The organism is Micromonospora vinacea (assembly GCF_015751785.1).
In the GTDB taxonomy this organism is placed as follows: domain Bacteria; phylum Actinomycetota; class Actinomycetes; order Mycobacteriales; family Micromonosporaceae; genus Micromonospora; species Micromonospora vinacea.
On the sequence record NZ_JADOTY010000001.1, the window covers coordinates 5,984,853 to 6,003,631 of the forward strand.

Consider the following 18,779-nt stretch of genomic DNA (forward strand, 5'->3'; position numbering starts at 1 on the left):
TGGCGCTACCGCCTGGTCCACTGCAGATGACTCGTGCCGGCGCCACAGCCGCGCTGCTCGACCATCGCGCCGTTCGCGGTGCTCTGGCCGACCGTGCCCAGACACAGTCCGCTGTGCGCGTTGACGAGTTGTCGGGCCTCGTTCAGGGTGAACTGCTGCGCCGGGGTCGTGTTGCAGGTGGTGAGCTGGATCGCCGCCCCGGCGTCGCTGGACGCGCCGAGCACGTCCAGGCAGCGCCCACCCAACTGCACGCTCCCGTCCGACCGGATGGCCCAGAGTTGGTGGGAGGCGCGGTCGTCCCGGCAGTCCCAGATCCGAAGTCGGACCGGGTCGGGTGAGTCCGGAGCGCCGACGTCCAGGCACCGGTTGCTCGCCACCCCGACGAGCCTGTTGCCCGACCGCGCCGGGGGCACGCTCGGTGTTGGTGACACGCGACGGTCCGGCGTGGCGGACGGGGTGGCCCCGCCCGCCGTCGACGCCGGCCGGAAGCCCGCGGTGATCTCCCGGAACGCGTCCGCCCCCGCCGCCGCCCAGGCGGACTCGGGTGTCAGCCAGGCGATGCTGTAGCCCTGCCGTTTCGCCGTCGTGAAGGTGCGCTGGCGGGCGTGCATCGCCGTACCCGCCGCGCTGGTGTAGACCCATTCCAGGTCGGCGGCCTTGAGCTGGTAGTTGACGGCGAGCAGCTCGACGCGGTGGTAGTCGCGGTACCGCTCGCCCACCTCCCGGCCGCCCAGTTCGGTCAGCGGGTCGCCGCGCGGCGCGTCGGTCTGACTGACGACGAGCATCCGTTCGCCGTCCGGCTCGTGGAATTCGACCTGCTGACCACGTCGGACGATCTGCCAGTCGCGTGGCGCCGGCACCGAGAAGCCGCTGCTGTCCCGGTAGACCGACCACGAGATCGGCCGGAGCCCGGTGGTCGTCGGTGCGACACCGGCCGTCGACGGCACGCCCGGCAGGGCGGCGTCCACCAGCTCGGCCCCACCGTCGGTCGGTTCCGACGCACGGCGGGTGGCCAGCGGAACCCCGACCGCCAGGCCGACCACGACCACTGCCGCGAGGCCACCGAGAAGCCAGGCCCGCCGTCGGCGGGCCGGTCCCGCAACGGCACCGACCGCCGCCACGACCGGCGACCGGGGTACGCCGGGCGCATCGTTCGCAGGGGACGTGAGCGCGGTTGGTGCGGGCGCGGCTTGCGCCGGACGCCACGTCACCGCGATGGGCGGTCGCGGTGTGCCGTCCAGCGCCGCCCGGAGCAACTGCTCGGCCGCGTCGGCGTCCATCCGCTCGGCCGGGTCCTTCCGCAGCAGACCGGCCAGCACCGGTGCGAGCGGTCCCGCGCGTCGCGCCGCGGGCGGCGGCTCGGTGACCAGCGCGGTGAGGCTCATCAGACTCGACGGTCGGGCGTACGGCGACTGGCCCTCGACGGCGGCGTACAGGGTCGCGCCGAGCGACCAGAAATCCCCCTCCGGGCCCACAGTGCCCCGCATGGCCCGCTCGGGAGAGACGTACGCGGGTGAGCCGAGCACCACACCGCTGAGGGTGAGGTTCACGTCCTCGACGGCGGTGGCCAGGCCGAAGTCGGTGAGCACGATCCGGTCGTCCGCGCCGACGAGGATGTTTGCCGGTTTGACGTCACGGTGCATGATCCCGGCGCGGTGGGCGGCGCGCAGCGCGCCGAGCACGGCCAGGCCGATCTCGGCCGCCCGCACCGGAGGGATCGGACCGTCGGTGGTGATGGTGTCGTGCAGCGAACGGGACGGCACGTACTCCATCACGATCTGCGGGTCGCCGTCGGCGCTCAACAGCACGTCGAAGACCCGGACGACGTTGACGTGGTCGAGTTGCGCGATTGCCCGGGCCTCTCGAAGTGACCGGATGCGCAATTCCTGTCGCGCCTCATTGGTCAGGCCGGGCGGTGGAACGATTTCCTTGATGGCGACGTCCCGTTGCAGCATTCGGTCGCGGGCTTTCCACACCCGACCCATTCCGCCCTGGCCGATGAGCTCGACGACGTCATACCGATCGGTAACAAGAAGCGGTAACATCTGCGACACCCGGAGAGGCTACCTGGCACGCCGTCGAACAATTTCCGGCAGTCGAAGCGAAGCACCGTATGTGATCCGGCTCATCCCCGTCGGGAACGTCCTTTGTGGATCTGAGAACGGTGTGGGCGCACCCTTGAGCCACCAGGAATTGGCTATTTGTTCACGGCGGTCCACGTAGCGGTAACGCCGTCGTTGCCCTGGTACCGGTCGACCGTACCGCCAACCGTGCTCGCGCCATCGTGCTTGACACTCGACGTCAAGCGCTTGACGATGGGTGTCAAGCAGCGAAGGAGGCAGCATGTCGCCAACCCACGAGGAACTGACCGAGCACCTCATCCGGTTGATCGACATCCGCCTGCTCGACCCTCTCGAAATCCTGGTCGACGGCCACCACGCCATCGACCCGCTGCGCGCCGTCATCCGGGAGCGGACCCGATCCTGGGCCACCACAATCGTCAGCGGCGACGACCGGGCCGCCGTCAGCGTGATCATGCGGGCGATCTCCACCCTCTACCCGGGGGACGGACCGTTCGACCCACCCAACGACTGGTGGCGCAGCCCTTTCGGCCAGGCCGTCGCGCGACGGGTCGGCCACCCGACCGCCGAGTCCGTGTCGTACGCGGTTGCCGGCGCCATGCTCGGCATCACCCGCCAGGGCGTCCACGACCTGGTCTCCCGCGACAAGCTCGCCCGCCACCCCGAAGGCGGCGTGCGCTCCGCATCCGTTCGGGACCGACTGCTCAAGGAAGGAAACCGACGTGTCTGAGACCATTATCGACTCCGGGACCGTGCCCATCGCGATCCGCGACTTCGGCGGACCCGGACAACCGCTGCTGCTCCTTCACGGCGCTGGCGGCAACCTCGCCCAGATGACCACCCTCGCCGAGCACCTGCGCCCGACCCACCGGGTGGTCACCGTCGACCTGCGCGGTCACGGCCGGTCCGGAGACGGCCCGTGGCGCTGGGACGACGTACTGGCCGACCTGGCCGCCGTCACCGACCACCTCGGCCTCACCTCCCCAGTGGTGGTCGGCGTCTCCCTCGGCGGCATGCTCGCCACCCTCTGGGCGCAACGTCACCCGGAGTGCCCCGGTGCCGTCAGCTTCGACGGCAATCCGCCGTTGAACCGTCCGGACCAGCTCGCCGGGCTGGATCTGGAGCAGGCCGAGACCGAGCTGGCCAAGCTGCGGGCCGTATTCGACGGGATGGCCGCGATGCTGGCCGAGCCGCTCACCGCCGAACAGGTGGCCGCCATGCTGGCGGGGCAGCGGGCCATGGCCCAGCGCTACGGCGCCGCACCCGAAGACTGGGTGGCGGCCTTCGAACGCAACCTCATGCCCGGCGACGACGGCCGCAGCCGGCTGCGGCCCGACCCGGACCTCACCCGGCAGCTCCGGGACGCCATGAACTCCCTCGACCTGATGCCCGCCTACCGCGACGTCCGCTGCCCGCTGCTGCTCGTCCTCGCCACCGAGGACCTGCCCGAACAACAGCCGTTCCACAGCCTGTACGAGTCGTATCGCAGGGTCACCGCCGAGCGGCTTGCCGCTGTGGACAACCCGTCTCTGCGGGTGTGGCACCTCGCCGACGCCAGCCACGCGATGGTCGCCGAACGCCCACAGGAGCTCGCCACCCTCATCACCGACTTCCTCAGCCCTCACCACTGAAGGCGACCCGCAGGAGCCCGCCTCCTGGCGAAGGTCGCGGCGAAATCAGCCGATGTCGGCCAACCGGGGCAGCACCTCGTCGCCGAGCCGCTGGGCGAACTCGACCGGGTGCCGATCCGGCGTCACCTGCACCTCGCTCACACCGAGCGCGGCGTACCCGGACACCTCGGCGAGGAACGCGTCGGTGTCGTCCAGCGGCGCCTGGGAGGCGACCACGGTCTTCTCGATGGTGTCGTAGTCGCGCCCCTCGGCGGCGCAGTGCCCGCGCAGCACATCCAGCTTGCGTGCGACGTCGTCGATGCCGCCGCGGCCGAACAGGTTGCAGGCGTCGGCGTAGCGGGCCACCAGCAGCAGGGTCTTCTTCTCACCGCCGCCACCGATCATGATGGGCGGGTGCGGGCGGCTCAACGGCTGCGGCGAGTTGATGGTCTCGGCGAGCTGGTAGTGCTTTCCATTGAACGGGCCGTCGTCGGCACTCCACATCTGGAGGCAGATGCGCAGCGTCTCCTCCAACCGCTCGAACCGCTCGGCCACCGGGACGACCGGCACACCCAACCCGAGCTGCTCCCGCTCGTACCAGGAGGCGCCGATGCCGAGGCGGGCCCGGCCGCCGGAGAGCACGTCGAGGGTCGTGACGGTCTTGGCGAGCAACCCCGGATAGCGTTACATCACACCGGTGACCAGCACGCCCAGCGTCATCCGCTGAGTCGTCGCCGCGACGTAGCCCAGGGTGGTGTACGCCTCCAGCATCGGCTCCTCGGCCGCGAACACCGCGTCCATCTGGAAGAAGTGGTCCATCACCGTGAACGACGCGACGCCGGCCTGCTCGGCGATGCTCGCCGTCTGCGCCAGGGTCGGTGCGATCGCGGCCGGGTCGGCCGGGGTCGAGTAGTTCCAGTAGTGCAGCCCGAGCTTCATGTTCGGCACCTCCGAATCGAGCCTAGTGGACCTCCACGCCACCTTTGGGTGCGTACCGGTGAAGTCGCCCCGGCCACCAGATCCAGCGGTCGAGGTCGATCGTCAACGCGGTCACCAGGATCGAGCGAACCACGATGGTGTCCAGCAGGATGCCAAGGGCGACGGCGAAGCCCAGCTCGACGAACTGAGTCAGCGGCAGGACGGTCAGCACCGCGAACGTACCGGCCAGCACAATCCCTGCTGAGGTGATCACCCCACCGGTCGCCGTGAGACCGATGAGCGTTGCACGTCGGGTGCCGTGCCGGACGGTCTCCTCGCGTACACGGGTCATCAGGAAGATGTTGTAGTCGATGCCTAGGGACACCAGGAACACGAACACGAACAGGGGGAACGAGCTGTCCGTGCCCGCGAAACCGAAGACGTGCCGGAAAATCAGTGCGCTGACGCCGAGCGCCGCACCGAAGGACAGCACCACTGTCGCGGTGAGCACCAGCGGGGCGATCAACGACCTGAGCAGGGCCACCAGGATGAGGAAGATCAGCGCGCAGACGATCGGCACGATGACCCTGCGGTCGTGCTGCGCCGCCCGTTGCCCGTCGAGTTTCACGGCGGTGTCCCCGCCGACCTGGGCTCGCGCGTTTGGGATCTGCCGCAACGCGATCCGGACCCGGTCGACGGTGGCGTACGCGGCCGCACTGTCCGCCGGATCGGTCAGCGTGCCCTCCAGGTAGGCGTGCTCGCCGTTGAGGACGGGTTCGGTCACCGTGGTGGCCTGGACGCCGGGTGTCCCGGCCAGGGCCGCGCGGACCCCCGGCCCCGCCGCCCGGTCGCTGACCACGACGAGCGGGCTTCCCGCCCCCGCGGGGAAGTGTCGACCGAGCACCTCTGCCCCGACGAAGGAGTCCTGCGCGCCCCGAAACGACTCTGCACCGGACAGTCCGGTCGCGTCCAGCCGCAGCACACCGGTCGACAGTGCCGCCAGCACCAGCGCAGTCAGCGCCCAGGTCAACCGAGGCCGCCGGGCGACAAGGGCACCGAGTCGGACCCACAGCCGAGGAGCCGCCGCGTCCCGGCCGTTCAGCGCAGGGACCACCGGCCAGAACACCCAGCGTCCCATGATCACCAGCAGTGCCGGGAAGAGGGTCAACATCACCGCGAGGCCCACCACGATCCCGATCGCGAAGACCGGGCCGAGCGCACGGGTGGCGCCCGTGTCGGCGAGGAGCAGACACAGCATCCCGGCTGCGACGGTCAGGGCACTGGCAGTCACCGCTGGCGCTGAGCGGCGGAGGGCGACTCTCATCGCCGCGTGTCGATCTCCATGTCGATGCAGCTCCTCCCGGTACCGGGCAATGAGCAGCAACGCGTAGTCCGTGCTCGCGCCGAACACCAGGATGGTGAGGATCGCGGCGCCGTCCGCGGTCACTGTGAGGTCGGCGTGCCGCGCCAGCAGGTAGACGACCGCCTGGGCACAGGTCAGGGCGACCCCGGCGGCGCCTACCGGAATCAGCCACAGCACCGGGCTGCGGTACGTGACCAGCAGGATCACGACCACTACAGCGAGCGTCGCCAGCAACAGGGTGGTGTCGAGACCCGCGATGGCTCGGCGCTGATCGGCGGCGGCTCCCGCTGGCCCGGTGACGTACACGGCGAGCCCGTCGCGCTCGTGCTGTGCGACCTCCCCGATTGAGTCGACCGCGTCGCGCGCGTCAGCCGTCGGCTCCAGCGGGATCGTGATCTGGGCCGCCCGCCCGTCGCTCGAGAGCACTGGCCCGATGATCTGACCGGCGAGGTCGGTGCGCTGGGCGAAGGCGCGCGCGTCACTGTCGACCCCGTTGCGATCGGCGGCGGTGAGTCCGGCGGCCCGCTCGTAGACGACGATCGCCGGCCGGCTGGCCGTGGCGACGAACGACCGTTGCAGGTCCAGGACGCGGGTCGACTCGGCACTCGCCGGGAGGGATGCGCCGCGGTCGTCGCGCTGGACGTCCCCCAGCCGCCCAGCGAACACCGTTGCCACCACCACCAGGCCCAACCAGACGCACACGACGACGAACGCGCTGCGCCGGCCAGTCAACAGGGCGGCAAGCGACCGCCTGCGCCCGACCTCTCCCTGCCCCGTCACACCCGCTCCTTCATCGGGGCGAGCGGGGCGGGCCGTCCGCCGCTGAGAGCCCGCAGGCGGCTCATCGGACGCGGGAACCACCAGATCGTGCGGCCCAGCAGGGTGACCAGTGCCGGAGTCAGCACACCTCGGACGAGGGTGGCATCGATGACGACGCCAGCAGCGAGTGCGGTGGCGAACACCTTCACGTCGGTGACGGGAATACCGGCGAGGGCGGTGAAGGCCAGGAAGAGGATCAACGCAGCAGAGGTGACCAACCTTCCGGTCCGGCTGATGCCGGTCACCACCGAGGCCACTACGGTGTCGCGCTCCCCCGCCGCGTTCAGCCGCAGGTGGGTCTCCCGGATCCGGTGCAGGATGAACACCTCGTAGTCCATCGACAGCCCGAACAGAAAGGCGAACACCGCCATAGGTATCCAGATGGTGACCGCCCCGATGGCCGGGGTGTCGAAGAGCAACTCACTGCCGTGCCCCTGCTGCCAGACGAACACCACCACTCCGTACGCGGCGGCGGTGGACAGGGCGTTGAGGACCACTGCCTTCAGCGGAAGAACGACCGAGCGCAGTGCCCGCGCCAGCACGACGAAGGTGACCGCGGCGACGAGGAGCAGGACCAGCACCAGCGACCCGTAGACCGCGTCGACGAAGTCGACGTCGGTCGCGGGTGCGCCGCCGGCGAGCACGCCGGGGGTCGCGCGGGCGGTGTCGAGGATGCCGGTGATCGCCGCCCGACCCTGCTCGGCGGACGGGTCGGCAGCCGTCCAGACGTCGATGATCCGCGTGTCGCCCTGCGCCCACTGGTCCGGAGCGACGCTGCCCGTGACTCCGTCGAGTTGCCGCAGTTCGCCGGTGAGCGACGGCAGGGACCCGGCGGGTGCGAGCACCTCGATCGGGCGGGCGATGCCCTCGCCGAAGCCCGCGTCGACGATCCGGGCGAATGCCTGCGCGGGTGCCCCGCCCTGAGCGAGGGTCGCCGTCGCTGGTTGACCCAACCGCAGCGCGAGCGCGGGAGCTGCCAGTGCCAGCAGGACGAACCCGCTGACCAGCACGGACGCCACCGGACGCCGCGTGGTGAAATGAGCGATCCGGGTCCAGGCCCGGCTGTCCACTCGGTGCGGGCGTCGCGGACGATCCAGGCGGTCGCCCCAGGAGTACAGCACCACGGGCAGCAGGGTGAGCGCGACCGCAACGCTGACCAGCGGGATGAGCATCCCGGCGTAGCCGACACTGCGGAGGAATGGCACGGGCAGCACCACCAGCGCGGCCAGTGAGATGGCGACCGTCGTCCCACTGAGCGCGACCGCCCGACCCGCGCCCGCCATCGCCCGGACAATCGCCGTGTGCCGGGCGGATGCGCCGGTTTCGGCGTCCGGATCGTCGCGCTCCTCCCGCCAGCGGGTGACCACGAGCAGCGCGTAGTCGATGGCGACGCCCAGCCCGATCAGCGCCACGAGAAACTGCGCGATGAACGAAACGTCGGTGAGCGCGGTGACGCCGCGTACCAGCAGGAACGTCGTCGGAATGGCGACGGCGGCCATCATCAGGGGCACCACGGCCAGCCCGCTGGCAAAGACAACCGTCAGCACGATCAGGGCACCTGCAGCACCGAGGAGGGTCTCGTAGATCGGTCCGCGCTGGGCGCCGCTGTTGCGCCCGGAGAGCACCGGCTGGCCGGTCAGTTCGACCGGTGCGCCGAGGATCCGGGCCTGATCCACGGCGGCGGTGATCCCGGGCAGCCACCTTTCGTAGGGTGCGTTCGACGGAGTCGCCGGTGGATACAGCAGTGCGATGGTGGTACGCCCATCCGCGGAGACCAACGACTCGTCGCCGGTGCCCCGATAGAAGGCGCTCCGGCCGCCCGGCGGGGTCACCCGCGTCACCAACGCCGACCACTGCTCACGGACGTTGGCACTGGTGACGCTCGCACCCTTGGGCACCGTGACGACGAGCAGCAGCGGGGCGTTGCGCCCGCCGGTCTGACCGAAACGCTGCGCAAGGGCGTCGTTCGCCTCCTGCCCCGGCCGGTCCGGCAGGCGGGTCTCGTAGCTGAGCCGGTCGATCGTGCCACCCGCCAGCGCGCCCCCGGCCAGTGCGAGCGCCGCCCACACCAGAATTACCGGCAGCCGATGGGCGAGCACCCACCGTGTCATCCGCTCCATGGCGGCGTCCTCCCGATCGTCGCGGGCGCCAGGGCGCTGAGGACCCGGATCACCCGTCGTTTCGCAGCAGACGATGCCGGCTACCCGTGGTCGGTGTCGTCAGGCCGGCGATGGTGATCGAGCTACCGCAGGAGGTGCACGACTAGGCGAACTACATCCTCTGCGGTAGTACCGACTGCCGCGTCAGGGTGACGTGCCCCACGGGCGACTCGTCTATCGTTCCCGGCATGGTCGGCGCGGGTATGCGGAGGACGTTGTGGTTGGTCGCTGAGCCCATCGGCCTCACCGTCCTGGTGATCGTCGGCGCCCGGACCGCGCCGCCTGGTCGCGAGGTGCTCGACGTCACCGGCTTTCTGCTGCTGACCTTCCCGGCCCTGGCGACCGCGGCACGCCGGCAGGTGCCGGTGCCGGTGCTCGCGCTGACCGCAGCTGCCCTGGTGGCGTACCAGATCAGGGGTTATCCGGGCGTCACCCCGGCGCTGCCGGTCCTGCTCGCCCTGTACGCGACGGTGACCGCGGAGCACCGCAGGGCTGCCGGGGTCGCCATCGGCCTCATCCTGGTCGGCGGTTTCGCCGGGGAGGTGGTGGCGTCCGGCGATGCCGGGCCACCCGCCGACTCGTTCCAGCGCTGGTTCCTGCTCATCGGTTGGATGGTCGCGATCAGCGTCGCGGCGGAACTTTCCCGCCAGCGCCGCTGCTACCTCGAGCAGGTCGAGCAACGCGCCGTCGACGCGGAGCGCACCCGCGAAGAGGCCGCCCGGCGCCGCGCCGACGAGGAGCGGCTGCGTATCGCCCGCGAACTGCACGACTCGCTCACCCACTGCATCTCGATCATCAACATCCAGGCGGGGGTCGCCGTGCACCTGGCCCGCAAGCGCGGCGAGGCGGTGCCCGACGCGATGGTCGCCGTCCAGGAGGCGAGCCGCGAGGCGATGCGGGAGTTGCGCGCCACACTGGAGGTGCTGCGGGCCGAGAGTCCGGCGGGCGAAGCGCGCCTGGATCGGCTGGATGACCTGGTCGACGGCGCCCGCAGGGCTGGCCTGCCGGTGACCCTGACCGTCGGCGGCCAGCCTCGTCCGTTGCCGTCGGCGGTCGACCGCGCCGCGTACCGGATCGTCCAGGAGTCCCTGACCAACATCGCCCGGCATGCGGGCCCGGCGACGGCGTCGGTCGAACTCCGCTACGACGTTGGCGCGCTCGCCGTTCGCGTCGACGACGACGGTGCCGGCGTGGCGACCGCCGACCTCGCCCCCGGCATCGGGCTGCTCGGCATGCGGGAACGGGTCGCCGCGCTGGGCGGGTCGTTGGAGACAGGCCCGCGCGACGGGAGCGGCTTCCGGGTAGATGCCACCCTCCCGCTGGACGGTCCGGCATGATCCGGTTGCTGCTCGTCGACGACCAGGCGCTGGTCCGCGCCGGTTTCCGCGCGCTGCTCGATGCCGAAGACGACCTTGAGGTGGTCGCCGAGGGCACCAACGGCCGTGAAGCGGTCGACCTCGCGGGCCGGCACCGCCCCGACGTCGCGCTGATCGACATACAGATGCCGGTCCTCGACGGCATCCAGGCCACCCGGCAGATCGCGGCGGACCCGGCGCTGAGCGGTGTGCACGTCGTCATCCTCACCAACTACGGGCTCGACGAGCACGTCTATGCCGCGCTGCGGGCCGGGGCAGCGGGCTTTCTGGTCAAGGACACTGAGCCCGAGGACCTCCTGCACGGCGTCCGAGTCGCTGCCCGGGGCGACACGCTGCTCTCCCCAGCGATCACGCGCCGGCTCATCAGCGAATACCTGACGCACCCGCCGCCGGGCGCACGCGGGGCGGAGTTGGCGACCCTGACCCGGCGGGAACGCGAGGTGGTCGCGCTCGCCGCCCGTGGCCTGTCCAACGACGAGATCGCCGCACGGATGGTGATCAGCGTCGCCACGGCGAAGACCCACATCAGTCGGGCGATGACCAAGCTGCGGGCCCGTGACCGGGCGCAGCTCGTGGTCCTCGCGTACGAGGCCGGCCTGGTGGTGCCCGGCGGCGGGTGAGGCCGGCGACACCCATTACCGGTTCATGACAATTCGTGGATCTCGTGCGGATATCCAGCTGGCAGCTTCTGGTGAGTGATCCAACAGCTGTCTCGCACCGAGTCCAGGCCCACCGTCGTGGAGTCCGACGCGACGCGCGTCCGATTCCGTCACCGGACCAGGAACACCCTCGCCGTGGGACGACCACAGCGAGCCGAGTGGGCGGATGCCGCGAAGGGCGTCTGCATCATCCTCGTCGTCCTGTGGCACGTCGTCGTGAAGGACTACCTCCAGATCGACTGGCACGTCGGCGTACCGGTGCCGGGCTTCTGGGGAACGCTGGGTGAGCAGTTCCTTCCGCTGCGGATGCCACTGTTCTTCACCATCTCGGGCGTCTTCGCGGCGAACGCCGCCCAGCGGCCGTGGCGGGTCGTCGCCCGCAGCCGGATCGCCGGGTTCCTCTACCTGTACGCCGTCTGGCTGCTGATCCACACAGTGGTCCTCGCCGCCGCGCCGGACCTGCCGACCGACCGTGCCACCTCGGCGCTCGGTCTGCTGGAGCAGTTCACCATCACGCCGTCCAACCTCTGGTACCTGTATGCCCTGGCGCTGTACTTCACGATCGCCAAGGTGACCCGTCGAGTGCCCGGGGCGCTGGTCCTGGTCCCCGCCGCAGCGCTCTCCGCCGTGGCCGCCGCCGGACTGCTCGACACCCCGGGCAACCGCGCCGGCCTCTACCAGAACCTGGTCTTCTTCCTCGCCGGCCTGCACCTGCGGCCGCAGATCCAGAGGTGGGCTGGCACCGCCACCCGCCGCCGGCTGTTGCTGACCTCGGGGGCCTACGTCCTGGCGCTCGTCGCGATGGCGGCGGCGGGCGCCCAGCAATGGTTCGGGGTATGGACGGCGGTCTCCTGCGTGGCAGTGATCTTCGGCATAACCGCCGCTGCCCGGCTGGCCCGGTGGTCGGCGCTCAGTAGGCCGCTGGCTAGGCTCGGCCGCATCACCCTGCCGATCTACGTCGTTCACATGCCGGTCCTGGCCCTGCTGCACCGGCTGTTGCTCGTACCGGTTTCCGGGCTGGGTGGGTCTGCTCAGGGCCTGATCGTGCTCGGTTATCCGATTCTGCTGAGCGGGCTGGTGATCGGGCTGAGCCTGGCCATCCACCGCGGGCTGCTGGCGGTGCACGCGGGCTGGCTGTTCGCGCTTCCCGGCCAGCGCCGGGTGGAGGTGGCCGGATGAGCGCCCTCGCCGAAGCCCTTGTCGACCTGGACGCGATCGTCAGCAACGTGCGGACGATCGCGTCGGTCACCGGCACCGGACTGATGGCAGTGGTGAAGGCCGACGGATTCGGCCACGGCGCGGTGCAGGTGGCCCGGTCCGCGCTGCGCGCCGGGGCCTCCTGGCTGGGGGTGACCTCCTCGGCCGAGGCGCTGACCCTCCGCGAGGCGGGTGTGACCGCGCCCACGTTGAGCTGGCTGCACGGCCCGGATGACGACTTCGGTATGTTGATCAAGGGAGACGTCGACGTCGGCGTGTCCACGACGACGCACCTGCACGCCGTCGCCGACGCGGCCCGTCTGCTCGGCGTACCGGCGATGGTGCAGCTCAAGGCGGATACCGGGTTGTCCCGCAACGGGGCCGCCGGGGACGACTGGCCCGAGTTGGTCGGTTGGGCCCGCAAGTACGAACGGGAGGGTGGGATCCGGGTGCGCGGGGTGTGGTCCCACCTCGCCGACGCCGACCTGCCGGGCGCCCCGGCACTCGGCCAGCAGGTGGCGATCTTCGAGGAGGCGCTGCGGACCGCGCGGTCGGCTGGTCTGGACCCCGACCTGGTCCACCTGGCCAACTCGGCGGCCGCGCTCTCCGCCCCACGGACCCGCTTCGACCTCTGCCGGATCGGGATCGCCCTCTACGGCGTGGACCCGTTCGGCGCGAGCGGTCCCGGCGAGTTCGGGCTGCACGCCGCGATGACCCTGCGAACGAGAGTCGTCAACGTCAAGCGGGTGCCGGCCGGCACTGGCGTCTCCTACGGCCCGGAGCACGTGACCGGCGCACCGACCACACTGGCGCTGCTGCCGCTCGGCTACGCCGACGGGCTGCCCCGGGCCACGGGCGGTCGCGCCTCGGTGTGGCTCGCCGGTCGCCGGTGCCCGATCGTCGGGCGCATCGCCATGGACCAGTGCGTGGTCGACGTCGGGGATCTTCCCGTGACGATCGGCGACCCGGTCGTGGTGTTCGGCCCCGGCGAGGGTGACCAGCGCCCTCCGACGGTCGTCGAGTGGGCCCGCTGGGCCGACACCAACCCACACGAGATCTTGACCGGCATCGGGGCCCGGGTGGCCCGCGAGCACCTCCACGGAAGGGCACGGAATTCATGACAACCCGACTGGCAGTGCTGTACGGCGGGCAGAGCGGCGAGCACGACGTGTCCTGCCGCTCGGCGGCGAGCATCCTCGCCCACCTGGACCGTGAGCGGTACCAGGTCACCGAGGTGCTCATCGACCGCGACGGCGGATGGCACGTCGGCGGTCGACCGACGCCCCTTCCTGCGGCGCTGCGGGTCCTGCGCGCCCAGGACGTGGTGTTCCCCGCCCTGCACGGCCCGTACGGGGAGGACGGCACCGTGTCGTCGCTACTGGAATGGCTCGGTGTGCCGTACGTCGGCAACGGCGTCTTCGCCAGCGCCGCCGGCATGGACAAGGGGGTCACCAAGCGGCTCCTCGCTGCGGACGGCCTGCGGGTCAGCCCGGGGGTGACCCTGCGTCCCGGTGAGGCCCTGTCGCCCGAGGACCAGCGTCGGCTGGAACTGCCGGTGTTCGTGAAGCCGGCCCGCGCCGGGTCGAGCCTGGGCGTGGTCAAGGTGGACGACTGGGCGGGGGTTCCCGCCGCGCTGGAGCAGGCCCGCCAGGTCGACCCGAAGGTGCTCATCGAGCAGGGGGCACGGGGACGCGAGATCGACGTGGCCGTCCTCCAGCACCCGGACGGCCGGGTGCAGGCCGGCCCGCCGCTGGAGATCCGGGTGACCGGCGCCGGCTTCTTCGACTACGACGCGAAGTACGACGGCGGGGCGATCTTCCAGATTCCCGCCCCGCTCGACGCGGCGACCACCGAGGTGCTCCAGGACCGCGCGGTCCGCGCCTTCCAGGCCCTCGACTGCCGCGGGCTGCTGCGGGTCGACTTCTTCCTGCCCACCGAGGGGTCGCCCGAGCCCATCGTGAACGAGGTCAACACGTTCCCCGGTTTCACCGCCGCGTCACAGTTCCCGCAGATCTGGCAGCAGGCCGGCATCGAGTTCGCCGCGCTGATCGACATCCTGATCGCCGGCGCGCTCGCCGACCAGGACCACGGCCACCCCAGCGGGTTGCCCCGGCCGGCCCGAGCGGTCGACCTGGTGTGAGGCAGTGGGCGGTGCCCGGTCACCTGATCGGGCACGCCCGAGGCCCTCGGGCGCCGTCGGACCCGACGATGGTGACGGTGGTGTTGGTGTTCGCCGCGCTGACCTGCGCCGCGGCGGCGACCGTCGTGCAGATGATCTGGTCGACCGCGTGCGCTGACAACGCCCGCGCGGCGATGTTCGCCCGCACCGTGAGGTCACCGGACTGATCGGCTCCCGCCGTCACCGTCACCGGGTCGAGCCCGGCCGGGACGTCGCTGGTGAATCCCTGCGCGCGTTCGTTCTCCTGCGGTCCGGCCGCGAGCAGCGAGAGCGCGGCGGCGGGCGACGGGTCCGTGTTGACCGAGCGGAGGACCAGCACCAGTTCGCCCTGCGCGAGCAGGTAGAGCCAGGTCCCCTGGGCGGGGCCGCTGATCGACGGGCGACCGGTGATGACCGCGCTGGGTCGTACCCCACAGCCCGCCGCGAGCAGCGTCAGAAGCAGTCCGCCGGCGAGCAGCGCGCGGCCCGTTCGTCGGCCGGTCACCGGGCACCTCCGGTGTCCACCGTCTGGCGGGGCACGCGGAGGGTGAACACCGCACCGCCGTGGGTGCCGTTGCCCGCGACGAGACTCCCCCGTCGCTCGCCGTGGCGGTGCAGGCGCGCGTTCTCCCAGGAGATGGCGAGGCCGAGGCCGCTGCCCTCGGAGCGGGTTCGCGCGGTGTCGGCCTTGTAGAGGCGGTCGAAGACGTGTGGCAACACCTCCGGGTCCAGTCCGGGCCCCCGGTCGGCCACCTCGATGGTGACCCAGTCCGGGTCGGCGCTGAGTCGCACCGACACCGGCTCGGCACCGTGCCGGAAGGCGTTGCCGACCAGGTTGGCGACGATGACGTCCAGTCGGCGGGGATCGAGCCGGGCCACGATGCCAGGTGGCAGTTCCGTTCGTACCCGGTCCAGCCAGCCGCGGATCCGCAGGGTCGCGGTCACCGCCGCGGCCACGTCCACGTCGTCCAGGGCGAGCCGCGCGGTGCCGGAGTCGAACCTGCTGATCTCGATGAGGTCGTTGACCAGTTGGGTGAGGTTCTGCGTCTCCTGGCTGACCAGCCGGGCGGCCCGGCCCGCGTCCCCGGGCAGGTTTTCCGCCTCCTCGTCGAGCACGTCGGTGACCGCCGTCATCGCGGCCAGCGGCGTCCGGAGTTCGTGCGAGACGTCGGCCACGAATCGGCGGGCGTCGGATTCCAACCGCCGCAGCTCGCCGACCTGCCGCTCCAGCGTGCCCGCGGTGTCGTTGAAGGTCCGTGCCACATCGGCCAGTTCGTCGGCGCCCCGGACCGTCAACCGGGTGCTCAGGTCGCCCTCACCGAGGCGGCGCGCCGCCCGGCTGAGGTCGCGGACGGGTCGCAGGACTCCGCGGGCGGACAGCAGGGCCAGCAAGACGGCGAGGACCAGGGACAACCCACCGGTCAGCCACGCCCTGGTGGCGAGCTGGTCGATGCTCTGCTGCTCGGGCACGAGATTGCGCACCGAGTAGACCTCCACTCCGGACGGGCGGGACGTGCCGTCCGCGCGGTCCAACGCCAACTGGGTACCGATGAGCAGCGCGGGCTCTCCGGCGAGTGAGACCCGTTGCCAGGCGATGCGACCGTCACGGACCTTCTGCCGTAGCTCGGGGGTGAGCGGGTCGGCGAGTTCGGAGCCGCCCTGGGCCCGCATGTCCCGGTAGATGACCACCGCGAAGCTCTCCCGGTCGCTGAGGCGCTGGGCCAACAGTTCGAGGTCGTCCTGGGTCGGCGGAAGCTGGGCGATCGGGTAGACCTTGGTGAGCTGGTCGGTCAGCGACATCACCGCGGCGTCCTGCGCCTGTTGGAGGATGACGTTCCGAGCCTGGAAGTAGCTGCCACCGGCCACCGCCACCGTCGTGGTCACGCCCAGCAGCGCGAACGCCAGGACGAGCCGGACCCGTAGACCCGAGACCCACGCGCCGACCCGGCGCCACAGTGTCACAACGGCCCGAACCGGTATCCGAAACCACGCACGGTCTGGATGTAGAGCGGTGCCGACGAATCGGCCTCGATCTTGGCGCGTACCCGCTGGACACACGCGTCCACGAGTCGCGAGTCGCCGAGATAGCCGTGCTCCCAGACGGCCTCCAGCAGCTGCTGGCGGCTGAGCACCTGGCCCGGCGTGTGCGAGAGTTCGAGCAGCAGCCGCAGCTCCGTCGGGGCGAGGCTGATCGGCGTTCCGTCCTTGCTGACCACGAGCGCGGCCCGGTCGATGGTCAACGCGCCGTGCTGTTCCAGGCCGGCCCGGTCGCCGCCGCGCCGCGAGTCGCCACCGGTGCGTCGCAGCACCGCGCGGATGCGTGCCTCCAGTACCCGGGCCTGCACGGGCTTGACCACGTAGTCGTCGGCGCCGGCCTCCAGGCCCGCGACCACGTCCATGTCGTCGTTGCGGGCGGTGAGCATGATGATCGGCAGGTCGCCGAGTTGTCGGATCCGGCGGCAGACCTCGAACCCGTCCATCCCGGGCAGCATGAGATCGAGGACCACGACATCGGACGGGGTGGTGCGCAGCCGCTCCAACCCCTGCTCACCGGTGCCCACGGCATGCACGCTGTGGCCCTGTCGGGTGAGCGCCAACTGCAGTCCGTCGCGCACCGTCTGGTGGTCTTCGATCAACAGCACCTGGGACATGTCGTCAAGTATCCCATCATGAGATGTTTCGGGTTTCGGTCGATGGCGACGACTCAGGGCTCTGCGGGGAGAGCGGCACCGCGAAATCCGTCGAACGCACCAGGAACACCACAGCTCCCACCAGGAACATCGTCGACGCGGCCGCTGCCACGATGGCGACCAGCAAGCCGCGCTGCACCGACGCGGCCAGGCCGGGCACTACCACCACCAGCGCCCAGACCAGCACGACCAGCCCGACTGCCGTCTCGGCCAGCCTGCGCCAGAGGCTGCCGCCGTCCGCACCGCCGGCCGCGTCGCGGTCGCCGGGCCAGGCCGCCAACGCGGCTGCGGCCAGGCAGAACACCGTCACCCCCAGCAGTACGCCACCGAGCACGTCACTGAACCGGTGCCAGCCCGCGATCATCGTGGCGGAGGCGATCACCGAGACACCCGCCGCGCCCGGCACCGCCAGCCACCTTCGGGCCCACCCCGGCAGGACCAGCATGAACGCCAGCAGCAGGGCGGTCGCCGCCGCGACATGGCCGCTGGGGAAGCTGTTGTGGGTGGTGGAACTCTCGATCTGCAGGTCCGGGCGGGGCAGCGCCGACTTCACCGCGCTGGCCACCAGCACCGCGCAGACGACCATGCCCACGCCGACGACCCCGGCGACCAGCCGCCGGCGGAGCACACCCACCAGCAGCACCACGCCGAGCAGGACCGCGATCAGGGTCGGGTCGCCGAAGGTGGCCAGCACACTCTTGGCCGGATCCACCAACACGGTCTGCTGTTCGTACCCTCCGCCCCGCTCGGCGCGCGGCAGGAGCACCCCGTCCAGCCACTGCCCCGAATCCGTCCGCACGAAGACGGCGCCGGTGAGGGCCAGGGCGAACAGACCGCAGAGCGCCGCCGCGAGCAGCCGAAGCCCCAGTGGCACTACCGCGCGGGCGTGGGGCAGCGGTCGCGCCGGACCGGGCGTCGACCGCCCGACGGAGTACAACGATCCGATGGACATGGCGACCATGCTCGCCCCAGCAGGTCCGTACCCCGTCCTCGAATTGTCTTGGTTCTGTCACAAACACCCCCACCGCTTCCGGAAAAGCGCATGGTCGGCGGTGGGGTTGGGTGGGCCTGGACGGCACGGCGGGATTCACATGCTTACATGCAACTATGTTTTACCCAGCCGAGATCAGCCACCACTAGGGTCAGGACGCCGATCGATGTTTTCCGTCGGCGGTGCGAAAAATCCATCCGGAGTGAGTTGGGGAACCGGAAGGTGTTGGCACATGCAGGGAATTCCAGTCGCCAGCCTGGTCATCGGCATCGCATCCTCGCCGGCCGAGCGGCGACATCTGGCCCGGCTGCTCGGTGGCAGTGACGCCTTCCTGATCGTCTCGACCGTCGACCAGGCACGAGAGTTCCTCGGGGTGGTCGAGGCGCCTCCCGCCCCGGCTCCCCCGACCACTGTGGCACTCGCCGAGGTGGCACCGAGCCCACAGCCACCGCCACCGGACCTGGCCGTCGACTCCGACCGCCGGGTGCTGCGCTGGCGCGACCAGGAGATCGACCTGACCCGGTTGGAGCACGACGTGCTGCTCTGCCTGGTGCACGCGCCCGGTCAGGTCTGGACCTACGAGCGCCTGCACCTTGAGGTCTGGGGCAACCGGCACCTCGGCCGGGGCTCCGACATGCACTCGGTGGTCCGCCGGGTGCGCGGCAAGCTGGCCCGGCTCAACGCCGCGGCGACGATCCACTCGGTGCGCGGCGTCGGCTTCCGGCTCGCCCCCGTCTGAACCCCGGACGCGGTCCGGC

17 protein-coding genes are annotated in these 18,779 nt (G+C 71.0%); 8 read left to right on the top strand and 9 right to left on the bottom strand.

Features of this window, described 5'->3' with window-relative positions; genetic code table 11:
* Window positions 1-5: 5 nt before the first annotated feature.
* On the bottom strand, window positions 6-2,054 hold the full coding sequence (locus tag IW249_RS28085; RefSeq protein WP_196923513.1) for a serine/threonine protein kinase: 2,049 nt from the start codon (window positions 2,052-2,054) through the stop codon (window positions 6-8).
* 289 nt (window positions 2,055-2,343) lie between these two features.
* Here IW249_RS28085 and IW249_RS28090 point away from each other — a divergent pair, with 289 nt between their 5' ends.
* Both IW249_RS28090 and IW249_RS28095 read left to right on the top strand, forming a co-directional pair.
* Window positions 2,344-2,811 (top strand): hypothetical protein, encoded by a 468-nt coding sequence (locus tag IW249_RS28090; protein WP_196923514.1) that lies wholly within the window; start codon window positions 2,344-2,346, stop codon window positions 2,809-2,811.
* On the top strand, window positions 2,804-3,712 hold the full coding sequence (locus tag IW249_RS28095) for an alpha/beta fold hydrolase (RefSeq protein WP_196923515.1): 909 nt from the start codon (window positions 2,804-2,806) through the stop codon (window positions 3,710-3,712). Before IW249_RS28090 ends, IW249_RS28095 begins: the two co-directional genes overlap by 8 nt.
* Before the next feature lie 45 nt (window positions 3,713-3,757).
* Here IW249_RS28095 and IW249_RS28100 read toward each other — a convergent pair whose 3' ends face one another.
* Genes IW249_RS28100 through IW249_RS28110 form a run of 4 tightly spaced genes read right to left on the bottom strand, consistent with a single transcriptional unit; the run spans window position 3,758 to window position 8,911 of the window.
* Window positions 3,758-4,363: an LLM class flavin-dependent oxidoreductase gene (locus tag IW249_RS28100; protein WP_372433008.1), complete on the bottom strand. Its 606-nt coding sequence runs from the start codon at window positions 4,361-4,363 to the stop codon at window positions 3,758-3,760.
* A 12-nt stretch (window positions 4,364-4,375) separates the two neighbouring features.
* Window positions 4,376-4,630, bottom strand: a complete 255-nt coding sequence (locus IW249_RS35270; RefSeq protein WP_372433009.1) for an LLM class flavin-dependent oxidoreductase — start codon at window positions 4,628-4,630, stop codon at window positions 4,376-4,378.
* 22 nt (window positions 4,631-4,652) lie between these two features.
* Window positions 4,653-6,752 (bottom strand): MMPL family transporter, encoded by a 2,100-nt coding sequence (locus tag IW249_RS28105; RefSeq protein WP_372433010.1) that lies wholly within the window; start codon window positions 6,750-6,752, stop codon window positions 4,653-4,655.
* Entirely contained in the window at window positions 6,749-8,911 is a 2,163-nt protein-coding gene (locus IW249_RS28110) for an MMPL family transporter (RefSeq protein WP_196923516.1), read from the bottom strand. Before IW249_RS28110 ends, IW249_RS28105 begins: the two co-directional genes overlap by 4 nt.
* 227 nt (window positions 8,912-9,138) lie before the next feature.
* On the opposite strand from IW249_RS28110, the gene IW249_RS28115 reads away from it, so the two are divergent.
* The 5 genes from IW249_RS28115 (at window position 9,139) to IW249_RS28135 (ending at window position 14,322) form a co-directional block, all read left to right on the top strand.
* A complete protein-coding gene (locus IW249_RS28115; protein ID WP_196923517.1) occupies window positions 9,139-10,287 on the top strand; it encodes a sensor histidine kinase in 1,149 nt (382 codons plus the stop codon).
* Entirely contained in the window at window positions 10,284-10,946 is a 663-nt protein-coding gene (locus IW249_RS28120) for a response regulator (RefSeq protein ID WP_196923518.1), read from the top strand. The genes IW249_RS28115 and IW249_RS28120 overlap by 4 nt, the downstream gene beginning before the upstream one ends.
* A gap of 174 nt (window positions 10,947-11,120) precedes the next feature.
* Window positions 11,121-12,164, top strand: a complete 1,044-nt coding sequence (locus IW249_RS28125; protein WP_307788730.1) for an acyltransferase family protein — start codon at window positions 11,121-11,123, stop codon at window positions 12,162-12,164.
* A complete protein-coding gene (gene alr / locus IW249_RS28130) occupies window positions 12,161-13,303 on the top strand; it encodes an alanine racemase (protein WP_196923520.1) in 1,143 nt (380 codons plus the stop codon). The genes IW249_RS28125 and alr overlap by 4 nt, the downstream gene beginning before the upstream one ends.
* Window positions 13,300-14,322, top strand: coding sequence for a D-alanine--D-alanine ligase family protein (locus tag IW249_RS28135; RefSeq protein ID WP_196923521.1), 1,023 nt, complete (start codon window positions 13,300-13,302; stop codon window positions 14,320-14,322). Before alr ends, IW249_RS28135 begins: the two co-directional genes overlap by 4 nt.
* Before the next feature lie 19 nt (window positions 14,323-14,341).
* Here IW249_RS28135 and IW249_RS28140 read toward each other — a convergent pair whose 3' ends face one another.
* From IW249_RS28140 to IW249_RS28155, 4 genes are read right to left on the bottom strand one after another with little or no spacing between them, the layout of a single operon-like run.
* Window positions 14,342-14,845 (bottom strand): hypothetical protein, encoded by a 504-nt coding sequence (locus IW249_RS28140; protein WP_307788731.1) that lies wholly within the window; start codon window positions 14,843-14,845, stop codon window positions 14,342-14,344.
* A complete protein-coding gene (locus tag IW249_RS28145; protein ID WP_307788732.1) occupies window positions 14,842-16,302 on the bottom strand; it encodes an ATP-binding protein in 1,461 nt (486 codons plus the stop codon). Before IW249_RS28145 ends, IW249_RS28140 begins: the two co-directional genes overlap by 4 nt.
* Window positions 16,299-16,991 carry a response regulator gene (locus tag IW249_RS28150; RefSeq protein WP_196923522.1) on the bottom strand — a complete coding sequence of 231 codons (693 nt, stop codon included), beginning with the start codon at window positions 16,989-16,991 and terminating at the stop codon, window positions 16,299-16,301. The genes IW249_RS28145 and IW249_RS28150 overlap by 4 nt, the downstream gene beginning before the upstream one ends.
* Window positions 16,992-17,007: 16 nt before the next feature.
* Window positions 17,008-17,982: a phosphatase PAP2 family protein gene (locus IW249_RS28155; protein WP_196923523.1), complete on the bottom strand. Its 975-nt coding sequence runs from the start codon at window positions 17,980-17,982 to the stop codon at window positions 17,008-17,010.
* 271 nt (window positions 17,983-18,253) lie between these two features.
* Between IW249_RS28155 and IW249_RS28160 the strand changes: the two genes are divergently transcribed.
* Window positions 18,254-18,760 (top strand): winged helix-turn-helix domain-containing protein, encoded by a 507-nt coding sequence (locus tag IW249_RS28160; RefSeq protein WP_196923524.1) that lies wholly within the window; start codon window positions 18,254-18,256, stop codon window positions 18,758-18,760.
* Window positions 18,761-18,779 lie beyond the last annotated feature (19 nt).